Origin of the sequence: Bacillus sp. UMB0728 (assembly GCF_002858875.1) — a bacterium.
Classification (GTDB): domain Bacteria; phylum Bacillota; class Bacilli; order Bacillales; family Cytobacillaceae; genus Bacillus_AB; species Bacillus_AB infantis.
In genome coordinates this window covers 106,552-123,147 of sequence record NZ_PKLA01000008.1, presented here as the reverse complement: position 1 = coordinate 123,147, position 16,596 = coordinate 106,552, and the positions used below count along the sequence as shown (strand labels likewise).

Genomic DNA, 16,596 nt, shown 5'->3' with positions numbered 1-16,596 from the left:
CACGCCGCCAGCGTTCGTCCTGAGCCAGGATCAAACTCTCCATATAAGAGTAAGATTTAGCTCTGATAAAAAATCAAGATTAACGTTGACGTTTTTGTTCGTTCAGTTTTCAAAGAACAATCTTTAAATTGGAGCGGGTGATGGGAATCGAACCCACGACATCAGCTTGGAAGGCTGAGGTTTTACCATTAAACTACACCCGCATATTAAACTTAAAATACTCATGGTCGGGAAGACAGGATTCGAACCTGCGACCCCTTGGTCCCAAACCAAGTGCTCTACCAAGCTGAGCTACTCCCCGTAAAATATGGCGCGCCCGAAAGGAGTCGAACCCATAACCTTCTGATCCGTAGTCAGACGCTCTATCCAATTGAGCTACGGGCGCATATTTTAATTTGCTTTTTTAGAAGCAACTTTTATATCTTATCACAACCAACTTCGGTTGTCAATAAGTTTTTTTGGTGCGGCCGAGAGGACTTGAACCTCCACGGGGTTAACCCCCACTAGGCCCTCAACCTAGCGCGTCTGCCATTCCGCCACGACCGCATATTATAAGTGACAGCAAAACTTAGTATACCAGGTAATTAAGTGAATATCAACTGGTAAATAATGCTGATGCGGGTGAAGGGAGTCGAACCCCCACGCCTTGCGGCGCCAGATCCTAAGTCTGGTGCGTCTGCCAATTCCGCCACACCCGCATATAGAAATTAAATGGTGAGCCATGAAGGACTCGAACCTTCGACCCTCTGATTAAAAGTCAGATGCTCTACCGACTGAGCTAATGGCTCAAAAATGGCTGGGCTAGCTGGATTCGAACCAACGCATGACGGAGTCAAAGTCCGTTGCCTTACCGCTTGGCTATAGCCCAATGTTTTTTTGAGAAAAATGGCGGTCCCGACGGGAATCGAACCCGCGATCTCCTGCGTGACAGGCAGGCATGTTAACCGCTACACCACGGGACCATCTTTAAGAAAGAAAACAATATATTACAAGTGACCCCTACGGGATTCGAACCCGTGTTACCGCCGTGAAAGGGCGGTGTCTTAACCGCTTGACCAAGGGGCCATCATAAAACCAGGTTGCATCTGGCGGAGAAGGAGGGATTTGAACCCTCGCGCCGGTTGCCCGACCTACACCCTTAGCAGGGGCGCCTCTTCAGCCACTTGAGTACTTCCCCATAGATTGGCTCCGCAGGCAGGACTCGAACCTGCGACCGTTCGGTTAACAGCCGAATGCTCTACCACTGAGCTACTGCGGAATGTCTTTAACATCTTATCGACTCTTACTATTATAAGAACCCAGAAACCAAAAGTCAACTATGTTTTTGAAAAAGTTTTAATAGGACTATTTAAACTTAATCTGCCTTGATTTCTCCTGACTTCACGAGCCTTCCCCTGCACTTTCCGCATACATATTTTGATGTATTGATCGACCGCCTTCTCTTATAGAGCTGGCCGCAGCCTGAGCATGTATAGGCAATTACTTTAGCCGCCTTCCTCTTTGGCCTGTCCGGTAAAGCAGAGCAAAATCTTGGTGCACCCACTTGTTCTAACAGCAATCTGAAATCCTTGTCTTTATGCTGGTATCCCCTCCCCTCCAGATGGAGGTGATAATGGCATAACTCATGCTTGATGATGCCGATCAGCTCTTCTCTTCCCAGCTGATCAAGATAGCTTTTATTTATATCAATATTATGGGTGCTTAAAATATATCTGCCTCCGGTTGTCCGCAAACGAGGATTAAAATAAGCTTTGTGCCGGAATGGCTTTTGAAAATATTCTTTTGAAATCCTTTCGGTCAGCAGTTGGAGTTCTTGATCGTTCATTCCTTTGTATCCTTTCTAGTTATGCCCTTTTTACTTTGTTTTATCAGCACCGCAGGTTCACGTGACAACCTTGCCCTGCATAGGCTATATATACAGATTTTACTACAGGAGGGTTCCTATGCCTACATGGTTTCAAAATCAGATTCAGCGTGCATTCCTGGAGAAAAACCGATATCAGATTAAATTGCTGAACCAGTGCTGGTATTTCTATAGAAAGAAACACTTGCAGTGAATTAATAAAAAGGGGGAGCGCATACTGACACTCCTCCTCCTGTAATTGATTATTGATCAGAAAGCATGGTCAGGGCCACTCTTCCCTTTTGGCTGTCAATACTGTCGACCCACACTGTCACCACATCTCCCACCGATACAACATCCAGTGGATGCTTAACAAACTGTTTTCGCAGCTTTGATATATGGACAAGCCCGTCCTGCTTTACGCCGATATCGACAAAAGCACCAAAATCCACTACATTCCTGACTGTTCCCTGAAGCTCCATGCCAGGCTTTAAATCTTCAAGCTTCAAAACATCTGTTTTAAGGATAGGCTTAGCGAGATCATCTCGCGGATCTCTCGCAGGGCTCCTAAGAGCATCAATGATATCCTTGAGCGTCAGTTCACCTGTTTCAAGCTCTTCCGCTGTTTGTTTGATATCAATTCCGGCAAGTGCTGCTTTCAGCTCTTCTGATCCAATATCAGTTGTTTTAAACCCAAGCCTGGACAGAAGCTTGACGGCATCCTGGTAGCTCTCCGGGTGGATACTCGTCCTGTCAAGCGGCTCCTTTCCACCCGCAATGCGCAGAAAGCCGATAGCTTGCTCATAAGTTTTGGCTCCCAGTCTGGGAATCTTTTTCAGCTGGACCCTTGATAGGAATTTGCCTTCTTCCTCTCTTTTCTTAACAATATTATTGGCAACTGTCTTTGATAATCCTGCCACATACTGCAAGAGAGAAGATGAAGCCGTATTAACATTAACGCCGACCTGGTTTACGGCTGTTTCGACGACAAATGTAAGGGATTCGCTCAGCCTTTTTTGAGATACATCATGCTGGTATTGGCCTACCCCTACAGATTTGGGATCAATTTTCACCAGCTCGGCCAATGGATCCTGCAGGCGGCGGGCGATAGATACAGCACTGCGCTCTTCCACCTGGAAATCCGGAAATTCTTCCCTGGCAAGGTCTGATGCTGAATAAACACTCGCCCCGGCTTCGTTAACAATAATATAATAAATATCGCCGCTCAGTTCTTTTAGGATATCTGCAATGAATTGCTCGGTTTCTCTTGAAGCTGTACCGTTTCCGATCGCTACCATCTCGACTTTGAAAGTTTTAATGATTTGTTTTACTTTTTCTTTTGCATCCTTTGTTTTAGAGACCGGCGGATGAGGATATATGACGCCAATGTCCATTACTTTTCCCGTCTCATCAACAACTGCCAGTTTGCAGCCTGTACGGTACGCAGGATCCACCCCAAGAACAACCTTTCCTTTAAGAGGCGGCTGAAGCAGGAGGTTCCTCAAATTCTCCGAGAATATATGGATGGCCTGTTCTTCTGCCTTCTCCGTCAATTCATTCCGGATTTCCCGCTCGATGGACGGCTGGATCAGCCTTTTGTACCCATCCTCAATCGCTTCGCTTACCGGTACAGCAGAGGGGGAGGAAAGATTCTTGATCCATTTTTTCTTCAAATAGCTCTGCATCATATCTATATTCGGCCGGATTGCCGTTCTGAGGATATCTTCCTTTTCTCCGCGGTTTACAGCCAGTATTCTGTGAGGAACGATTTTACTGATCGGCTCCTCATATTCGTAATACATTTCATAGACCTTTTTCTCATCATTGTCTGCATCTTTTACAGAAGTTTCAATTTTACCGCTTTTGAAGGTTTCCCTTCTGATCCATTTTCTGCTTTCCGGATCATCAGAGACCATTTCAGCAATGATATCCCTGGCACCAGCAATCGCTTCTTCAGCTGTATTCACACCTTTTTCCTCAGAAATAAATGCAGCCGCTTTCTCTTCAACCGGTTCTTTAGTGAACGCTAGCATCCACTCTGCAAACGGCTCAAGCCCTTTTTCCTTCGCCTGGGTAGCCTTTGTCCTCCGCTTCTGCTTATAAGGGCGGTACAGATCCTCTACCTCCTGCAGTTTGACCGCTTTTCCGATTTGGGCAGCAAGCTCCGGCGTCAGCTTACCCTGTTCCTCTATCGTCCGCAGCACTTCTTCCTTCCGCTGTTCAAGATTCTGTATGTATTGCCATCTCTCCATAATGTCCCTGATTTGCACCTCATCCAATGCACCAGTCTGCTCTTTCCGGTACCGGGCAATAAAAGGAACCGTATTCCCATCCTCGAGCAGGCTGATGACACTTTTCACCTGTTTGCTGTTTATCTTCAATTCAGCTGACACGAGCTTTAACATCTCTTCCTGTTTATGTGCAGTCTTCTCCAAATTCAATCCCCCACAACCTTCGATTTTCTACCACTATTTTATCAAATGTATTGAAGTTTCCCAAACAAAGAAAAAAAGCCGGCTCTCATTAGAGCAGGCTCCCAATAATAAAGGTTGAATCATCAGTGCTGTTTGAATATTTGCTTTTAATTTCTTCGGCAATACAATCAATCGGCATAAAACTTTTTAGCAGCGATTTTACTCCGCTGATATTAAAGCCATCCGAATGGATGAGAAATTTTGATTTAGCTTCATAATTGAACCGCTGTGTATTGAAAACCTGCGGCCTTCCGGACAGATAGCCTGTTACTGGGAGCGGATACGTCAATTTGCCTGCTGCTGAATACAAAAAGAATCTGATATTCCCGACACAGCTGTATACAAATTCTTTATTGATAAGATCAACCTTGAATACCGAAACAGCAGCTCCCCTTTTTTGAACCAGTACCTTATTGCACAGCTTCATAAGGGTATCAACATCTTCCTGGTGGTTCTCTTCTACCACCTGGATGACAGCAGAAGATGCTTCATGGGCATATTGGCCGCTTCCCAGTCCATCTGCCAGGACACAGACAAAGTATTCCTCTGTTGCTGTAAAAAAATAGCCATCCCCACATTGGGACTTTCCTTCTTTTGCTGTCTGATGAGCGAGGACCTCGAGATTATCTTTGACAATATGCGTCATGAAAGGCACTCCGAGTTATTGCTTTCAGCATTGATCGCTTCCTGGAGCTTTTTAATGGCCCTTCTCTGCAGCCTTGAGACATGCATTTGGGAAATGCCAAGCTTGTCGCCGGCATCTTTTTGGCTCATATTCTCCAGATAGGTGTATTGAATGATTTGTTTTTCGCGGTCTGTCAGAACATGAAGCACTCTTTCAAGTACCATACGCTGATTGACCTTTTCAAATCCTTCATCCACATTGCCTACAATGTCTAAAAGGGTAACCGTTCCGCCATCAGAGTCGGCTTCAATGGAGTGATCGACAGAAAGAGCCTGATAGCTCTTGCCCATTTCCATTGCTTCCAGTACTTCTTCTTCAGAGACCCCGATTTCATCCGCTATTTCATCAACCCTCGGCGATCTGTGAAGCTGGGTTGTCAGTTCTTCAACCGTTGTTTTTATCTTCGGCCCCAATTCCTTGATCCGGCGCGGAACATGCACACTCCATGTCTTATCGCGCAGGAATCGCTTGATTTCCCCGATGATCGTCGGGACAGCAAAAGCTTCAAAGCTTTTCCCGAAGGTTTCATCATATCGGCGAATGGCTCCCAGCAGGCCGATGATTCCCACCTGTGCAATATCCTCATGGTAGGAGCGTCCCTTAGAATACTTCCTGGCAATCGTCTCAACCAGGGCTTTGTAGTTTCTTACGAGTATTTCCTGGGCTTCTTCATCCTGATTTTCCTGGTAGGCTTTGATTAATTCATTAATTTCTTCTTTGGATCTCTGGTTAGGTTGAGATTGTTTCTGCATCCCTCTCCACCTGCTCTCCTTCCAGGTACTTGGTCATAAAGACCGTCACACCCTCTTTATGATGGATTCTAACCTCGTCCATCAATGTTTCGATCAAGTAAAGGCCCAGTCCTCCTTCACGCAAAAATTCAACAGAATCGGTTTGGTCATAGGGACCAATGCCTTCGCGTGCAGATTGGAAATCAAAGCTTTTACCGCTGTCAGCCACCATTACCTCAAGACGGTCGTTATATAGCCCAAAGCCAATAACCACTTCACCTTTTTCACTCGTTTTATAAGCATGCTGCACAGCGTTTGTGCAAGCTTCACTCGTCGCGATCTTCAAATCTTCTATTTCATCATAAGAAAATCCCATTCGGCTTGCGATGCCTGACAAGGTCAGCCGGATAACCCCGACAAACTCAGGCTTGGCCGGAATTTTCATCTCTAAATAATCAAACGGTTGACTCATTGTACCCCACCCTCAATCTGGCTGTTAATGTCAATAATATCGGCTAGTCCCGTAATTTCGAACAACCTTTTAAGACGTTCAGAAAGGCCGACAATCTGAAACTTGCCATTGTTGGAGCGTACATTTTTGAAAACCCCGACAAAAACACCTAATCCTGTACTGTCCATATAAGATACTTCCGAAAGGTCCACAACCATTTCAACTGCCTCTTTTTCGGAAAGCGGGAATAATGATTCTCTTAGCTTCGGAGCTGTATATGCATCAATTTCTCCGCTGATTTTAGCTTGTACCAATGTATCATTCTCTTTCAAATCTATCGTAATATTCATAACTAGACCCCACCTCTTAACATGTCAATTGCTCTTACCTTATACCCGGCGCGATGAAACGCTAAACATTCCTTTTTAATATTATTAAAGTAAAATCATCACGCAATTGAAAATGCTGAAGCTTTTCAAGTTCTTTATAAATATTTGTAACTATCTCCTGTGAGCTGAGATGGATGTATTTGCGAATATATCCAATCAGCGTATCCTTTTCAATGAATCCTTCATCTGTACGGCACTCAGTCACCCCATCCGACATGAGCACAATCATGTCCCCGGGATGAACCTCCTTCTCGAACTGCTTATACTTCGTCCGCTTATCGACCCCGAGCAGCAGTCCCTTGGCCGTCGTCTCGCTGAATTCATCCTTTTCGGCATTATAATAGAAACCCGGTTCATGGCCTGCAGAAGCGTAATGGAAAAGATGGCTTTCCGTATTGTACATTCCGTAAAACATGGTAATGAACATGCTCGGATCGACATTCTGCTCTACGACCCTGTTCAGGTTCTCAAGCACACTGCTTGGCTCATGCCGGTTTTCCGGCAGGCTGTCCATGGCATATTTGATCATTGACATGCACAAGGCTGCTGGAATTCCTTTGCCGATGACATCGGCAATGGCGATGCTTATGTTATTATGCTCATCCTGAACAAAATGATAATAGTCCCCGTTCATATGTTTTGCCGGAACGCTGATTGCCCCTATATCAAGGGAATCGACGGCTGGTACGCTCGTGCCGAGCAGAGTCTGCTGTACGTTCGCGGCAATTTCCATTTCGGACCTCAATTCTTCCTGTTTATGCCTTAAGCTCTGGTGCTCACGGTAAGCAAGTCCGTAGCCGATCATCACTTCAAGCAGTACATCAAAGGAATGAAGTACATTTTCGGGAAGCTCAGGATAAATTTCAAACAAAAGACTTTTGTGAAGACTGATGATTTCCTCTGGTGATATTTTATGTTCGATGGATTTTCTACTGAATTTTTGACCTTGATACAGAGTCTGTTCTGACTGGTCTTTTAAATAATTCTCTAGAATATCCCGATACTTTGATTCCATCATTTCTCGGAAATCCATAATGCCTCCCCCTAACGAAGCCATTTAGTCGCTCTTATATCTGTACCGTCTCCGGGCGATGAGTTGATGTAGAATTCGTCCATCAACCTTTTTACTCCAGGCAAACCGGCTCCCAGTCCGCCGGAGGTAGAGAATCCGTCTTCCATGACTTGGCGCATATCACTTATTCCAGGGCCGCTGTCCACTGCTACGATTTGCAATCCCGCTTTGCCGCCGTCATAAATTTTCTCTATACATATTTGACCTTGACCGGCATATAAGTATATATTCCTGGCCAGTTCACTGATGGCCGTCGTAATACGGGCCTGGTCCACTGTACCGAACCCAAGCTCCTTTGCAACATTGCGCCCCAGCTGGCGTGCTGCTACGATGTCCCATTCATTAATGATTTTTACGCAGGATTGGATACCCATACAGTTTAATCCCCCAATTCCTGTTGAAGTTTCTCCAAACCTTTTTCTAGATCTAATGCAGTAAGGACATCATCTAACCCTATGCCTAATTCGATTAGCGTAATAGCTACAGCTGGCTGTATACCGGTAATGACGACTTTTGCACCCATCAGTTTGGACATGTTTATAACGTCGCCAAGGACCTTGGCAATAAAAGAATCGATAAAGTCAATAGATGTTAAGTCTATAACAACCCCGTTTGCACTTGTTTCATGGATCTTATGAAGCAAGTCTTCCTGAAACTGAAGTGCTGTCTGGTCATCAAGCTCCCATTGAATGGACACTAGCAGACAGTCATGCAATTTTAATATAGGTATTCTCACTGTTCTCCCTCCACAGCTACAATTTTACGGCTAGTCAGCTCAAGTGCTGCTTCAATTCCCTTTTTCAGTGTGTTCTTCGTTGCAAATTGATTCAGGTCGATCCCCAGATTCACGATGGTCTGGGCGATTTCAGGCCTGATCCCGACAAGCATGCACTTGGCGCCCACCAGGCGGACGGCATCTGCTGCCTGGATGATATGATGTGCTACCATTGTATCAACGACTGGCACACCTGTTATATCTATTAAAACCACTTCAGATCGATGTTTGACCACTCCATTCAGGAGATTCTCCATGATTTGCTTTGCACGTTCCGTATCTATGGTGCCCACCAGGGGCATTACAGTAATACCTTCAAAAACAGGGATTAATGGAGCAGACAGCTCTTGAAGGGCGATTTTCTGCAGGGAGACGGTTCTTTCCCAGGTCGAGGAGTACATATCGACAATTTCATTGGAGACAGGCGTCATCCAGCTCTCAAAATCCTTAACGATGTCCAGCTGGTTCTCAGGCGTAATCAGCCCTTCCTCCTGCATTCCATCAGAAACGATCTTACCGAAGGTCTGCAGCCCTTTCGTCACAAAACTAAGCGGCCACCCGAGCCTGACTACTTTTTCGGCAAAATCGGACAGCTTGGAGGCGAACTCCTCATTCGTCCCCTTTATATTCGATATGATCAAATCAATGAACTCATAGCTCGTACCTGTAAAAACCTGGTCTGAAACTACGCGTATCACCCGTTCATCCGCGTTTTCCTTCGTGCTGCTAACCCATTCCTTGAAGATCTCATCTTTTCGAGCTTGAATATAATCCAAAACCTTTTTATCCATTTGATCCTCCCCATTTTAACATACAAATATTTCTAAAGATGGAGTCACCCGGCACTTGTAAACCAAATTTAAAAATGTAAACAAAATATATATATATATACCATTTAATGATAACAGTTAGGCACAGTCAAATAAAACCTCTAAGTATTGGAACTAGAAGAAAGACTTTTATTTATACCCGTTTTCCGGAGGATTAAACCTTTGCAATCTTTCCTGCCCCGTGAAAAAAAGACATAATAAAAGACAAGCAACACACATGCTTGTCCTCAGCAGATACACAATATTAAGTAGGTTAAAATTTGATATGTACCCGAGATAAAGCAAATCCTTTATCTCTTGGTTTTCCGGAAGACACAGCGAATCTGTGTGTTATAAAAAGACACCCTTGAAAGAGCGTGCGTGCTTATAACTAGAATTCAATAAGACCCAAGCTTATTTGCAAAGCTTCATCCACTTTTTCCATCATTTCGTCATCGAGATGGGTTATCTTATCGGTTAAGCGTTGTTTATCAATTGTACGAATTTGTTCCAACAGAATGACAGAGTCTCGTTCAAAACCGTAACGCTTCGCATCAATTTCAACGTGAGTAGGCAGCTTAGCTTTTTGAATTTGGGCTGTAATGGCTGCAACTATTACTGTGGGACTGAACCGATTCCCGATGTCGTTTTGGATGACAAGTACTGGACGTACGCCGCCTTGTTCTGAACCAACAACTGGGGATAGGTCTGCAAAATAAACGTCGCCACGTTTGACAATCAAAGGATTATCCTCCGCTTACTAGACGTTCAACTGTGTGTTCTGCCTCATATTCCGCTTGGAATGCCTCAGATGCAATCGTCAGATTAATTTTTGCCATTTCCATGTAGCCTCTTCTCATCGACTCACGAATTTGTCTCTTCTTCCGCTCACGCAAATACATTTTCGTTGCCTGATAAATGAATTCGCTCCGATTGACATTCTCCTGCTTAACAAAGCTTTCTAACTCGGTTAAAAGATGCTGCGGTAACTTTACCATGATCTCTGTTGTTGCGCTGGACTCAGACACAAACATACACCTCCACCATCACTACACACCATTTTTTATCTCTACCATTTTTTATATTACCACTATTCAGCTGCTGTGCAAAGGACTAATCAGCAATTCCTCTGTATTATCGGCCAAAAAAATATCCTTTTATGCATTAATACGCATTTATTTCCTGAAATATGAATGAAATGGCTGAGCTGGAACGGGATAAGCAGGGATCTCCCCCGCTCAATGCCTGCTCTGCCTGCCAAGAAGCGGGTTATTCAGATCCACAGTCATTTCTTTCTGCTTATATACGCGCGGCACCCGGCTGGAGATCATGCAGGTGACCTCATAATTAATGGTCTCAAGCTTTGCCGCAATTTCATTGACAGAGATCATACTGCCTTCCTGCTCACCTATCAGGGTCGCGGCTGTTCCAGGCTCCACCTCGTATGGCAGGCGTATCATGCATTGATCCATACAGATCCGTCCGACAATGGGGACTCTCCTCCCGTTCACCAGCACTTCCTGTCCCTGCAGCCTGCGGATCCAGCCGTCGGCATAACCGATCGGGAGGGTACCTATCCATTCGTCGCCTTCTGCTTCATAGGTGGCGCCATAGCTGACTTTATCCCCTTTTTGGAGCTTCTTCACATGCACGATCCTGGCATGAAGCGAGAAAGCCTCCTTTAGCGGGAATGGAAGCTCATGCTCAATTTCCGGCGATGGGGTGAGGCCGTACATGCTGATTCCCATCCTGACGGCATTAAAGCGGGCTTCAGGATATCTGAGCGAAGCAGCACTGTTGCTGGTATGGACAATCTCCGGCACCTCGCCGAGCCACGACAGCATTTCCCTGAATCGGCTGAGCTGCTCCTGGAAATAAGAATCGTCCAGCTCATCCGCTGTTGCAAAGTGGGTGTAGATGCCTTGCAGCTCAAAGGCATCCTCCCGCCCGGCAAGCTTTTCAATGGCAAGCAGCTCGTCCTTCTCCCTTACGCCGATCCGACCCATTCCGGTATCGAGCTTCACGTGAAAAGCCAGTCTTTTCCCCTGCAGACAAGGGAGTGCCTTCTCGAGCCAGCTTTCCTGGAAAACAGTCAGGGTTATGTCCGCAGATGCAGCCAGGGATGCATCTTCAGGCCTGCTGGCACCTAATACCAGAATCGGGGCCTCAATTCCCCTCTGTCTGAGGGAAAGAGCTTCATCCATAAAGGCAACAGCCAGGCAGTCCGCCCCAGCCTCAAGGGCTGCCCTGGCAGCCTGGAAATCTCCATGCCCGTATCCGTTTGCTTTTACCACAGCAAAGAGCTTCACATCTCCAGGAAGAAGCTTCTTCATTGATTTCACATTTTCTTTTATATGATCAAGATTTATTTCAGCCCATGTATCCCGGTAAAAACCTGTGGGATAATCCATTGCAACTCACGTCCTTTTCCTTCCGTGCAAAAAGTATACAAATACGATTATCAAACTCTCGAATCTTAATGTCAACCGAAATGCGGAGGCGGCTTGCCCAGAGCCGACAAGCATAAGACGCACAAGAATAAAAGGCGTTCTTTGCCTTTAATTCTTGGGTGGCTTATGACTCGAGGCTTTAGCCGCCGGAGCTGGACAATACGAAATGCGGAGGGCGCTTGCTCAGCCCCGACAAGCATAAGACGAGCAGGACGGAAGGTTGTTCTTTAACCTTCTGGCCTGCTTGGCTTATGACTCGAGGGGCTAGCGCCCGGAGCTGGACAATACGAAATGCGGAGGCGGCTTGCCCAGAGCCGACAAGCATAAGACGCACAAGAATAAAAGGCGTTCTTTGCCTTTAATTCTTGGGTGGCTTATGACTCGAGGCTCTAGCCGCCGGAGCTGGACAATTCGAAATGCGGAGGGCGCTTGCCTAGAATTAAGGAACGCAGGCTAAGAACGCCACGTCCTGTGGCAACGCCTGCATGACCCGCGTCCTGCGGGCCTCAAGCATAATACGAGCAGGACGGAAGGTTGTTCTTTAACCTTCTGGCCTGATTGGCTTATGAATCGAGCACCTAGCACCTGGACAACAAGAAACACGAATGACAAAAAAGGCAGCTGCCCGTCCCCGGGCAACTGCCTTTCCATTATTTCACTGCATCTCCCTGCACTGATTGTGCAAGCATGACCATTTCTTCCCTTGTCAGGTCGCTGGATGCGATGATATATTCAACCCCGCCGTGGGTCCAGCTGATTTTGTTATCGTCAATCGCCCCAATTGTAAATCCTAGGTCTACCGGCTCCCCTGATTCAGAAGTATAGGAGGTGTTTGCCGGCATGACATTTGCTTTTTCCTGGATGAGCGTAAAGGACTTGTCGCCGCCGTAAGTCAGGATAAAGCGTTTGCCGTCCTCCATGCTGATTTCTTTTTCATCGATCAGGCTGACATTTTCAAGCTCGGCCTGCGGATATTTGACAGAGAATTCCTCGCTGGCCGCTTCTTCTGCCATGACTGGAACCTCAATCTGGGCCCCGGTCATATTTTTCTGGGTGTCGAAATCTTTTTTATCAAGGGCAGCCTTGAAGTCAACCTTGGAGAAGTCGACGGTCACCAGCGGATTTCTGTCTGAATCCATAACCTTGACGCTCACGGGGGCAAGATCCTTTTTATCAAGGGTGATTTCCTGGTAAGGAAGCATCTTGTTGTTCTGGTATCTCGTCTTTGTTTCAAAAACATAATGTTCCTTAGTAGCGTTGAATTTCGCCTCTTTATCTTCGAGGATATCCTGCAGCAGGGACTCATACAGATATGCCTGGCTGCTGTTCTGCGGCCAGTCGCTCTGGAACTTGAAGCTCTTGTTGAGGGCCGGTGTCAGGACAAAAACGCCTTCCTCATTGCGGAGGATCATCTGGCTTTGGTTCTTTTCAGGATTCTTCAGGCTGACGCGATAGTAATCAGGTTTTTTATGCCAGATCTCAATTGCATAAGTCTGTGGCTCAGTTCCCATCTGAAGGGTCATTTTCGCTTCTGCTTTATATCCCTTCAGTTCCTCCACTTTTCCGCCAAGCTCCTTCACCACATCCTCTTGTGATTTAGTTCCACAGGCAGTTAAGGCAAAGATGGCCAAAAGCCCGGCGAGAAGCATGAACAATCTTTTCTTCATTCCTTCAACCCCTTCTGTCTCATTTCATCAATTGTGCGCTTCCTGCCTGCATACAGACATTCCGCTTTCTGAAGGAGAGACAGGGCAAGCCCGGACAGCTGGTTCCGCATGAAAATGCCGGCTGGCAATTCGGGGCATAGCCTTGTCTCTCCTGTCGCACTATGAATATATGAGACAACCTCCGGGAATATGACTTGGCCTATGACAGCTTTTTAGTACCGCATTCCCGGCAGCGGGGTTTCAATGACAACCTGGGCAACAGCATAGCTTTCGCTGTGGGATATGGAAAGATGGAGGCCATCCCTTTCAGGCTTGCTGAAGAATGGCTTCCCTTTGCTGTCATTTGATATCTCAATATCCTGAAAAGACAGCTCGCTTCCTATCCCTGTGCCATTAGCCTTTGAAAAAGCTTCCTTTGCCGCAAACCGGCCTGCAAGGAATTCAAGCTGCCTCTTTTCGTTCAGCATGATGTATTTAGCCATTTCCCGCTCTGTCAGAATACGTTCTGAAAACTTAGCCCGATTGGCCATCCTGCCGATTCTTTCGATTTCAACGATATCAATGCCGATCCCTTCAATCACATGCATCATCCTTCTAATTGGTTTGCATCTCGCATACACAATAGTATACAAGCAGTGGCCATTTCCGGCTCTTTCAAGCTATAGTATAATTAACCTTCCATTACAGATAAAAACAGAAAGGGGACTGTTATGTTCACAAGGACAGAGAGCTTTAAAGAATTCATCCGCTTCTATCCCATTGTCTCCATCATTTTGCTTTTGAATATACTATTCTATTTGCTGACTGTATTGCCTGTATTCCCGAATTCCTACATATTTGAAAGGCTCGCCGGAGTCAATTTATTCATAAGGGAAGGCGAGGTATGGCGGCTTGCCACCCCGATGTTCATGCACAGCGGATTTGCCCATGTCCTGTTTAACAGCTTTTCCCTTGTCCTGTTCGGCCCTGCCCTGGAGAGTATTGCAGGAAAAGCGAGATTTGCCGGCATCTATCTTATCACCGGCATCTCTGCCAATGTGGCCACCCTGCTGCTTGAGCCGCTCACCTACACGCATGTCGGCTCGAGCGGGGCCATTTTCGGCCTGTTTGGCTTCTTTGCAGCGGTCGCATACTTCCGGAAAGACTTGATGTCACGCGAAAACTCACAGATTATCATCACTATAGCCGTCATTGGGCTTATTATGACCTTCATCCAGCCAAACATCAATATTTCGGCGCATATCTTCGGATTCATCTCCGGTTTTCTTATAGGAGCCCTTTCATTAAAAAGGAATAGATAATGCAAAAAAAGCGCCGGCTGGCGCTTTTCTTTATGGCTGTCATTTTTCTCTGGAGTACCATCTGTAAATCTGTTCTGCATCACTTATATCCAGGTCAGCCGCCTTTCCGCCAGACCCGCCCGAGCCGGACTTGACGGCAGCTTCCACTGTCGCAAGCTGCTTCCGTTTTTGAAAGCGGCTTTCCTTCAGGCTGAGTGACTGCACCTTATTTTTCATCATATAGACTGTATGCTTGCTGAACGCCCTATAACGGAGTGTCAGCTGGCTGCCGCTTATATGCCACCCCGCCGCCCTGAATTTCAATAAGGGCCAAGCCACAGCCGGCAGGAGCAGCAAAAGGGACAGGAATCCCCATGGACGAAAGATGGCCGGCGGAACAATAATGAATAAAGCTGCGGCAAGAAGCCCCCTAAAAAGGTACCGGGGCAGTGCCCTTTTCGGGAGCCCCGCAAGCTGAATTCCAGCATTATAATCTGTAAGATGACGACCAACCAGTTCCTGCAAGTCTTTTTTCTGGATAAGCGGGAAAAGCATTACCTTGGCACTATCCCTATCTACAGCTGACCCGCCCGCGCTTTCCACATATAAAGTACCGAACCCGAGCGGCTGCCTGGCAGGATTTTCACTGAAGCGGAGCGCCTGTATTCTGTGCAGGGGAATCGTGAGCTGCTTTTTCTCCAAGAGCCCCCGGGAGATGACCAGGTCATCTTCCTCTCTTCTGACGGTAAAGCCTGCATACTTCAGCATCGTCCCGATGACAGCAATGATCCATGCCAATAACAGGAGAAGAAACACAGCGCCGCTGATGAAAATCACGCCATTTTCTGCGAAATGCTCAAAACGGTGAAAAAGAGCTTTATAGGGAATAATCTCTTCAAACTGAAAGAAAAAAGCAATCACTGCGGAAATGACCACCCCCGCCCCGCCCGAGGTGGATGCAAGCAGCAGAAGCTGTCCGAGGGAGATCTTATAGATGTCTTGCCCGGCTTTGAGGGTCTTTTCCTTCTCTAAGTCCCCGACGGCCTTCTCCGCTGTAAGCTCAGCCTGGATGGCGGCAGCCTCCGCCTTGGTAATGGCTGTAAGGGTAGCCTCTCCCTCCTGGGTCCCGCTCGTCCCTGCTGTTTCAACCTTAACCTTCACAAGCCCGAACGGCCGGTGCAGGATGCCCTCGGAAAAATCAAGGCTCTGAATCCTTTCAAAGGGGATATACCTTTTTTTGCGGACAAAGACCCCATATTCGATCCGGAGCTCGCCCTCCTCCACCCGGTAGGTAAAGCGGAGCCACTTCAGGATGCCGCCCGCCAGTACAAGGAGGACAACGGCTGCAGAGCCAATAAGGTAGAAAAGGTCCCAGTTTGAATTTTTGAACCCGAAAACAATGAATACCAAAAACGGTACAATAAGTTCTTTAAGCTGCTTAAAAAAGTTGGCTGCCGCAGAAATCGGATGCAGCCTCTTAGGCTCAGACATCTTCATCAGCCACCCTTGCCAGCTTTGAAATGGAGAGGCGCAATTCTTCTGCTTCGTCCATATCAAGAGCAGGTATCTCATGGACAGTAGCTGCCGTAGACACAGCGATAGTGGCCAGCGCATATTTCCTGAGAATCGGCCCCTGCCTTGTATCAACATGCTGCACCCTGACCATCGGGACCAGCGTCCTTTTGACAATGAATATGCCATGCTGAAGCTCGATCTCCTGCTCCCGCACCTCATAGCGCCATCTTTTCCACTTCAGCGAAGGGAAAAGTATAATAAAAAAATACATATACACGCATGCCAGGATGACGGCTGCCGGGATGATCCATCCAGGCCCGTCAAAAATAAAGGCAAGTGCCGCAGCCCCTCCTATTGCAAGCACAAAAATGCCTGAATGGATTGCCCCTGATATCCTCCATACAGGGAGAGCCCTTTTTGAAATCCATTTTTTTGGTCCGGTGCTCATAAATAAT

19 protein-coding genes and 11 tRNA genes are annotated in these 16,596 nt (G+C 46.7%); 2 read left to right on the top strand and 28 right to left on the bottom strand.

From position 1 onward, the window contains the following. Positions 1–129: 129 nt before the first annotated feature. The 12 genes from CYJ37_RS24750 to CYJ37_RS24695 form a co-directional block, all read right to left on the bottom strand. Positions 130–203 (bottom strand) — tRNA-Gly (locus tag CYJ37_RS24750). A 21-nt stretch (positions 204–224) separates the two neighbouring features. Continuing rightward, positions 225–301, bottom strand: a tRNA-Pro gene (locus tag CYJ37_RS24745). A 7-nt stretch (positions 302–308) separates the two neighbouring features. Further along, positions 309–385 (bottom strand) — tRNA-Arg (locus CYJ37_RS24740). Between the two features lie 74 nt (positions 386–459). Beyond that, a tRNA-Leu gene (locus CYJ37_RS24735) sits at positions 460–546 on the bottom strand. Between the two features lie 70 nt (positions 547–616). Then, positions 617–698 (bottom strand) — tRNA-Leu (locus CYJ37_RS24730). A 14-nt stretch (positions 699–712) separates the two neighbouring features. Then, positions 713–788 (bottom strand) — tRNA-Lys (locus CYJ37_RS24725). Between the two features lie 5 nt (positions 789–793). Then, positions 794–868 (bottom strand) — tRNA-Gln (locus tag CYJ37_RS24720). A gap of 18 nt (positions 869–886) precedes the next feature. Next, positions 887–962: transfer RNA gene (locus CYJ37_RS24715), tRNA-Asp, on the bottom strand. Positions 963–993: 31 nt separating this feature from the next. After that, positions 994–1,065 (bottom strand) — tRNA-Glu (locus CYJ37_RS24710). A gap of 21 nt (positions 1,066–1,086) precedes the next feature. After that, positions 1,087–1,177 (bottom strand) — tRNA-Ser (locus CYJ37_RS24705). Between the two features lie 6 nt (positions 1,178–1,183). Then, positions 1,184–1,258: transfer RNA gene (locus CYJ37_RS24700), tRNA-Asn, on the bottom strand. Positions 1,259–1,354: 96 nt separating this feature from the next. After that, positions 1,355–1,825, bottom strand: coding sequence for a SprT family protein (locus CYJ37_RS24695; protein ID WP_009795798.1), 471 nt, complete (start codon positions 1,823–1,825; stop codon positions 1,355–1,357). Positions 1,826–1,943: 118 nt separating this feature from the next. On the opposite strand from CYJ37_RS24695, the gene cmpA reads away from it, so the two are divergent. After that, positions 1,944–2,057, top strand: a complete 114-nt coding sequence (gene cmpA, locus CYJ37_RS24690; RefSeq protein ID WP_009795797.1) for a cortex morphogenetic protein CmpA — start codon at positions 1,944–1,946, stop codon at positions 2,055–2,057. Positions 2,058–2,106: 49 nt separating this feature from the next. Here cmpA and CYJ37_RS24685 read toward each other — a convergent pair whose 3' ends face one another. The 14 genes from CYJ37_RS24685 to acpS form a co-directional block, all read right to left on the bottom strand. Then, positions 2,107–4,248 carry a Tex family protein gene (locus CYJ37_RS24685; protein ID WP_180827443.1) on the bottom strand — a complete coding sequence of 714 codons (2,142 nt, stop codon included), beginning with the start codon at positions 4,246–4,248 and terminating at the stop codon, positions 2,107–2,109. Between the two features lie 118 nt (positions 4,249–4,366). After that, positions 4,367–4,963: a PP2C family serine/threonine-protein phosphatase gene (locus CYJ37_RS24680; protein ID WP_009795795.1), complete on the bottom strand. Its 597-nt coding sequence runs from the start codon at positions 4,961–4,963 to the stop codon at positions 4,367–4,369. Then, the gene (gene sigB, locus CYJ37_RS24675; protein ID WP_009795794.1) at positions 4,960–5,754 is read right to left on the bottom strand and encodes an RNA polymerase sigma factor SigB; all 795 of its coding nucleotides are present in this window, start codon (positions 5,752–5,754) and stop codon (positions 4,960–4,962) included. The genes CYJ37_RS24680 and sigB overlap by 4 nt, the downstream gene beginning before the upstream one ends. Next, entirely contained in the window at positions 5,732–6,205 is a 474-nt protein-coding gene (gene rsbW / locus CYJ37_RS24670; RefSeq protein WP_101552667.1) for an anti-sigma B factor RsbW, read from the bottom strand. Before rsbW ends, sigB begins: the two co-directional genes overlap by 23 nt. After that, complete coding sequence (locus CYJ37_RS24665) at positions 6,202–6,534, bottom strand: anti-sigma factor antagonist (RefSeq protein WP_009795792.1); 333 nt, start codon at positions 6,532–6,534, stop codon at positions 6,202–6,204. The genes rsbW and CYJ37_RS24665 overlap by 4 nt, the downstream gene beginning before the upstream one ends. Positions 6,535–6,595: 61 nt before the next feature. Next, on the bottom strand, positions 6,596–7,606 hold the full coding sequence (locus CYJ37_RS24660) for a PP2C family protein-serine/threonine phosphatase (RefSeq protein WP_101552665.1): 1,011 nt from the start codon (positions 7,604–7,606) through the stop codon (positions 6,596–6,598). Between the two features lie 11 nt (positions 7,607–7,617). Next, complete coding sequence (locus CYJ37_RS24655; RefSeq protein WP_101552663.1) at positions 7,618–8,019, bottom strand: anti-sigma regulatory factor; 402 nt, start codon at positions 8,017–8,019, stop codon at positions 7,618–7,620. A 5-nt stretch (positions 8,020–8,024) separates the two neighbouring features. Beyond that, the gene (locus tag CYJ37_RS24650; RefSeq protein ID WP_009795789.1) at positions 8,025–8,381 is read right to left on the bottom strand and encodes an STAS domain-containing protein; all 357 of its coding nucleotides are present in this window, start codon (positions 8,379–8,381) and stop codon (positions 8,025–8,027) included. Continuing rightward, positions 8,378–9,211, bottom strand: a complete 834-nt coding sequence (locus CYJ37_RS24645) for an RsbT co-antagonist protein RsbRA (protein ID WP_101552661.1) — start codon at positions 9,209–9,211, stop codon at positions 8,378–8,380. Before CYJ37_RS24645 ends, CYJ37_RS24650 begins: the two co-directional genes overlap by 4 nt. Positions 9,212–9,620: 409 nt before the next feature. Continuing rightward, positions 9,621–9,971 carry a type II toxin-antitoxin system endoribonuclease NdoA gene (gene ndoA, locus CYJ37_RS24640; RefSeq protein WP_009795787.1) on the bottom strand — a complete coding sequence of 117 codons (351 nt, stop codon included), beginning with the start codon at positions 9,969–9,971 and terminating at the stop codon, positions 9,621–9,623. Between the two features lie 4 nt (positions 9,972–9,975). Then, entirely contained in the window at positions 9,976–10,257 is a 282-nt protein-coding gene (locus CYJ37_RS24635; protein ID WP_009795786.1) for a CopG family ribbon-helix-helix protein, read from the bottom strand. Between the two features lie 210 nt (positions 10,258–10,467). After that, on the bottom strand, positions 10,468–11,640 hold the full coding sequence (alr, locus tag CYJ37_RS24630) for an alanine racemase (RefSeq protein ID WP_101552659.1): 1,173 nt from the start codon (positions 11,638–11,640) through the stop codon (positions 10,468–10,470). A gap of 689 nt (positions 11,641–12,329) precedes the next feature. Further along, on the bottom strand, positions 12,330–13,346 hold the full coding sequence (locus CYJ37_RS24625; RefSeq protein WP_101552657.1) for a LolA family protein: 1,017 nt from the start codon (positions 13,344–13,346) through the stop codon (positions 12,330–12,332). A gap of 212 nt (positions 13,347–13,558) precedes the next feature. Next, positions 13,559–13,927: a holo-ACP synthase gene (gene acpS, locus CYJ37_RS24620; RefSeq protein WP_101552674.1), complete on the bottom strand. Its 369-nt coding sequence runs from the start codon at positions 13,925–13,927 to the stop codon at positions 13,559–13,561. A gap of 129 nt (positions 13,928–14,056) precedes the next feature. Here acpS and CYJ37_RS24615 point away from each other — a divergent pair, with 129 nt between their 5' ends. Further along, entirely contained in the window at positions 14,057–14,647 is a 591-nt protein-coding gene (locus CYJ37_RS24615) for a rhomboid family intramembrane serine protease (protein WP_101552655.1), read from the top strand. A gap of 39 nt (positions 14,648–14,686) precedes the next feature. Here CYJ37_RS24615 and CYJ37_RS24610 read toward each other — a convergent pair whose 3' ends face one another. Together CYJ37_RS24610 and CYJ37_RS24605 are read right to left on the bottom strand one after the other, a co-directional pair. Continuing rightward, positions 14,687–16,117, bottom strand: coding sequence for a PH domain-containing protein (locus CYJ37_RS24610; protein WP_308302739.1), 1,431 nt, complete (start codon positions 16,115–16,117; stop codon positions 14,687–14,689). After that, positions 16,110–16,589, bottom strand: coding sequence for a PH domain-containing protein (locus CYJ37_RS24605; protein WP_101552651.1), 480 nt, complete (start codon positions 16,587–16,589; stop codon positions 16,110–16,112). Before CYJ37_RS24605 ends, CYJ37_RS24610 begins: the two co-directional genes overlap by 8 nt. Between the last annotated feature and the right edge of the window lie 7 nt (positions 16,590–16,596).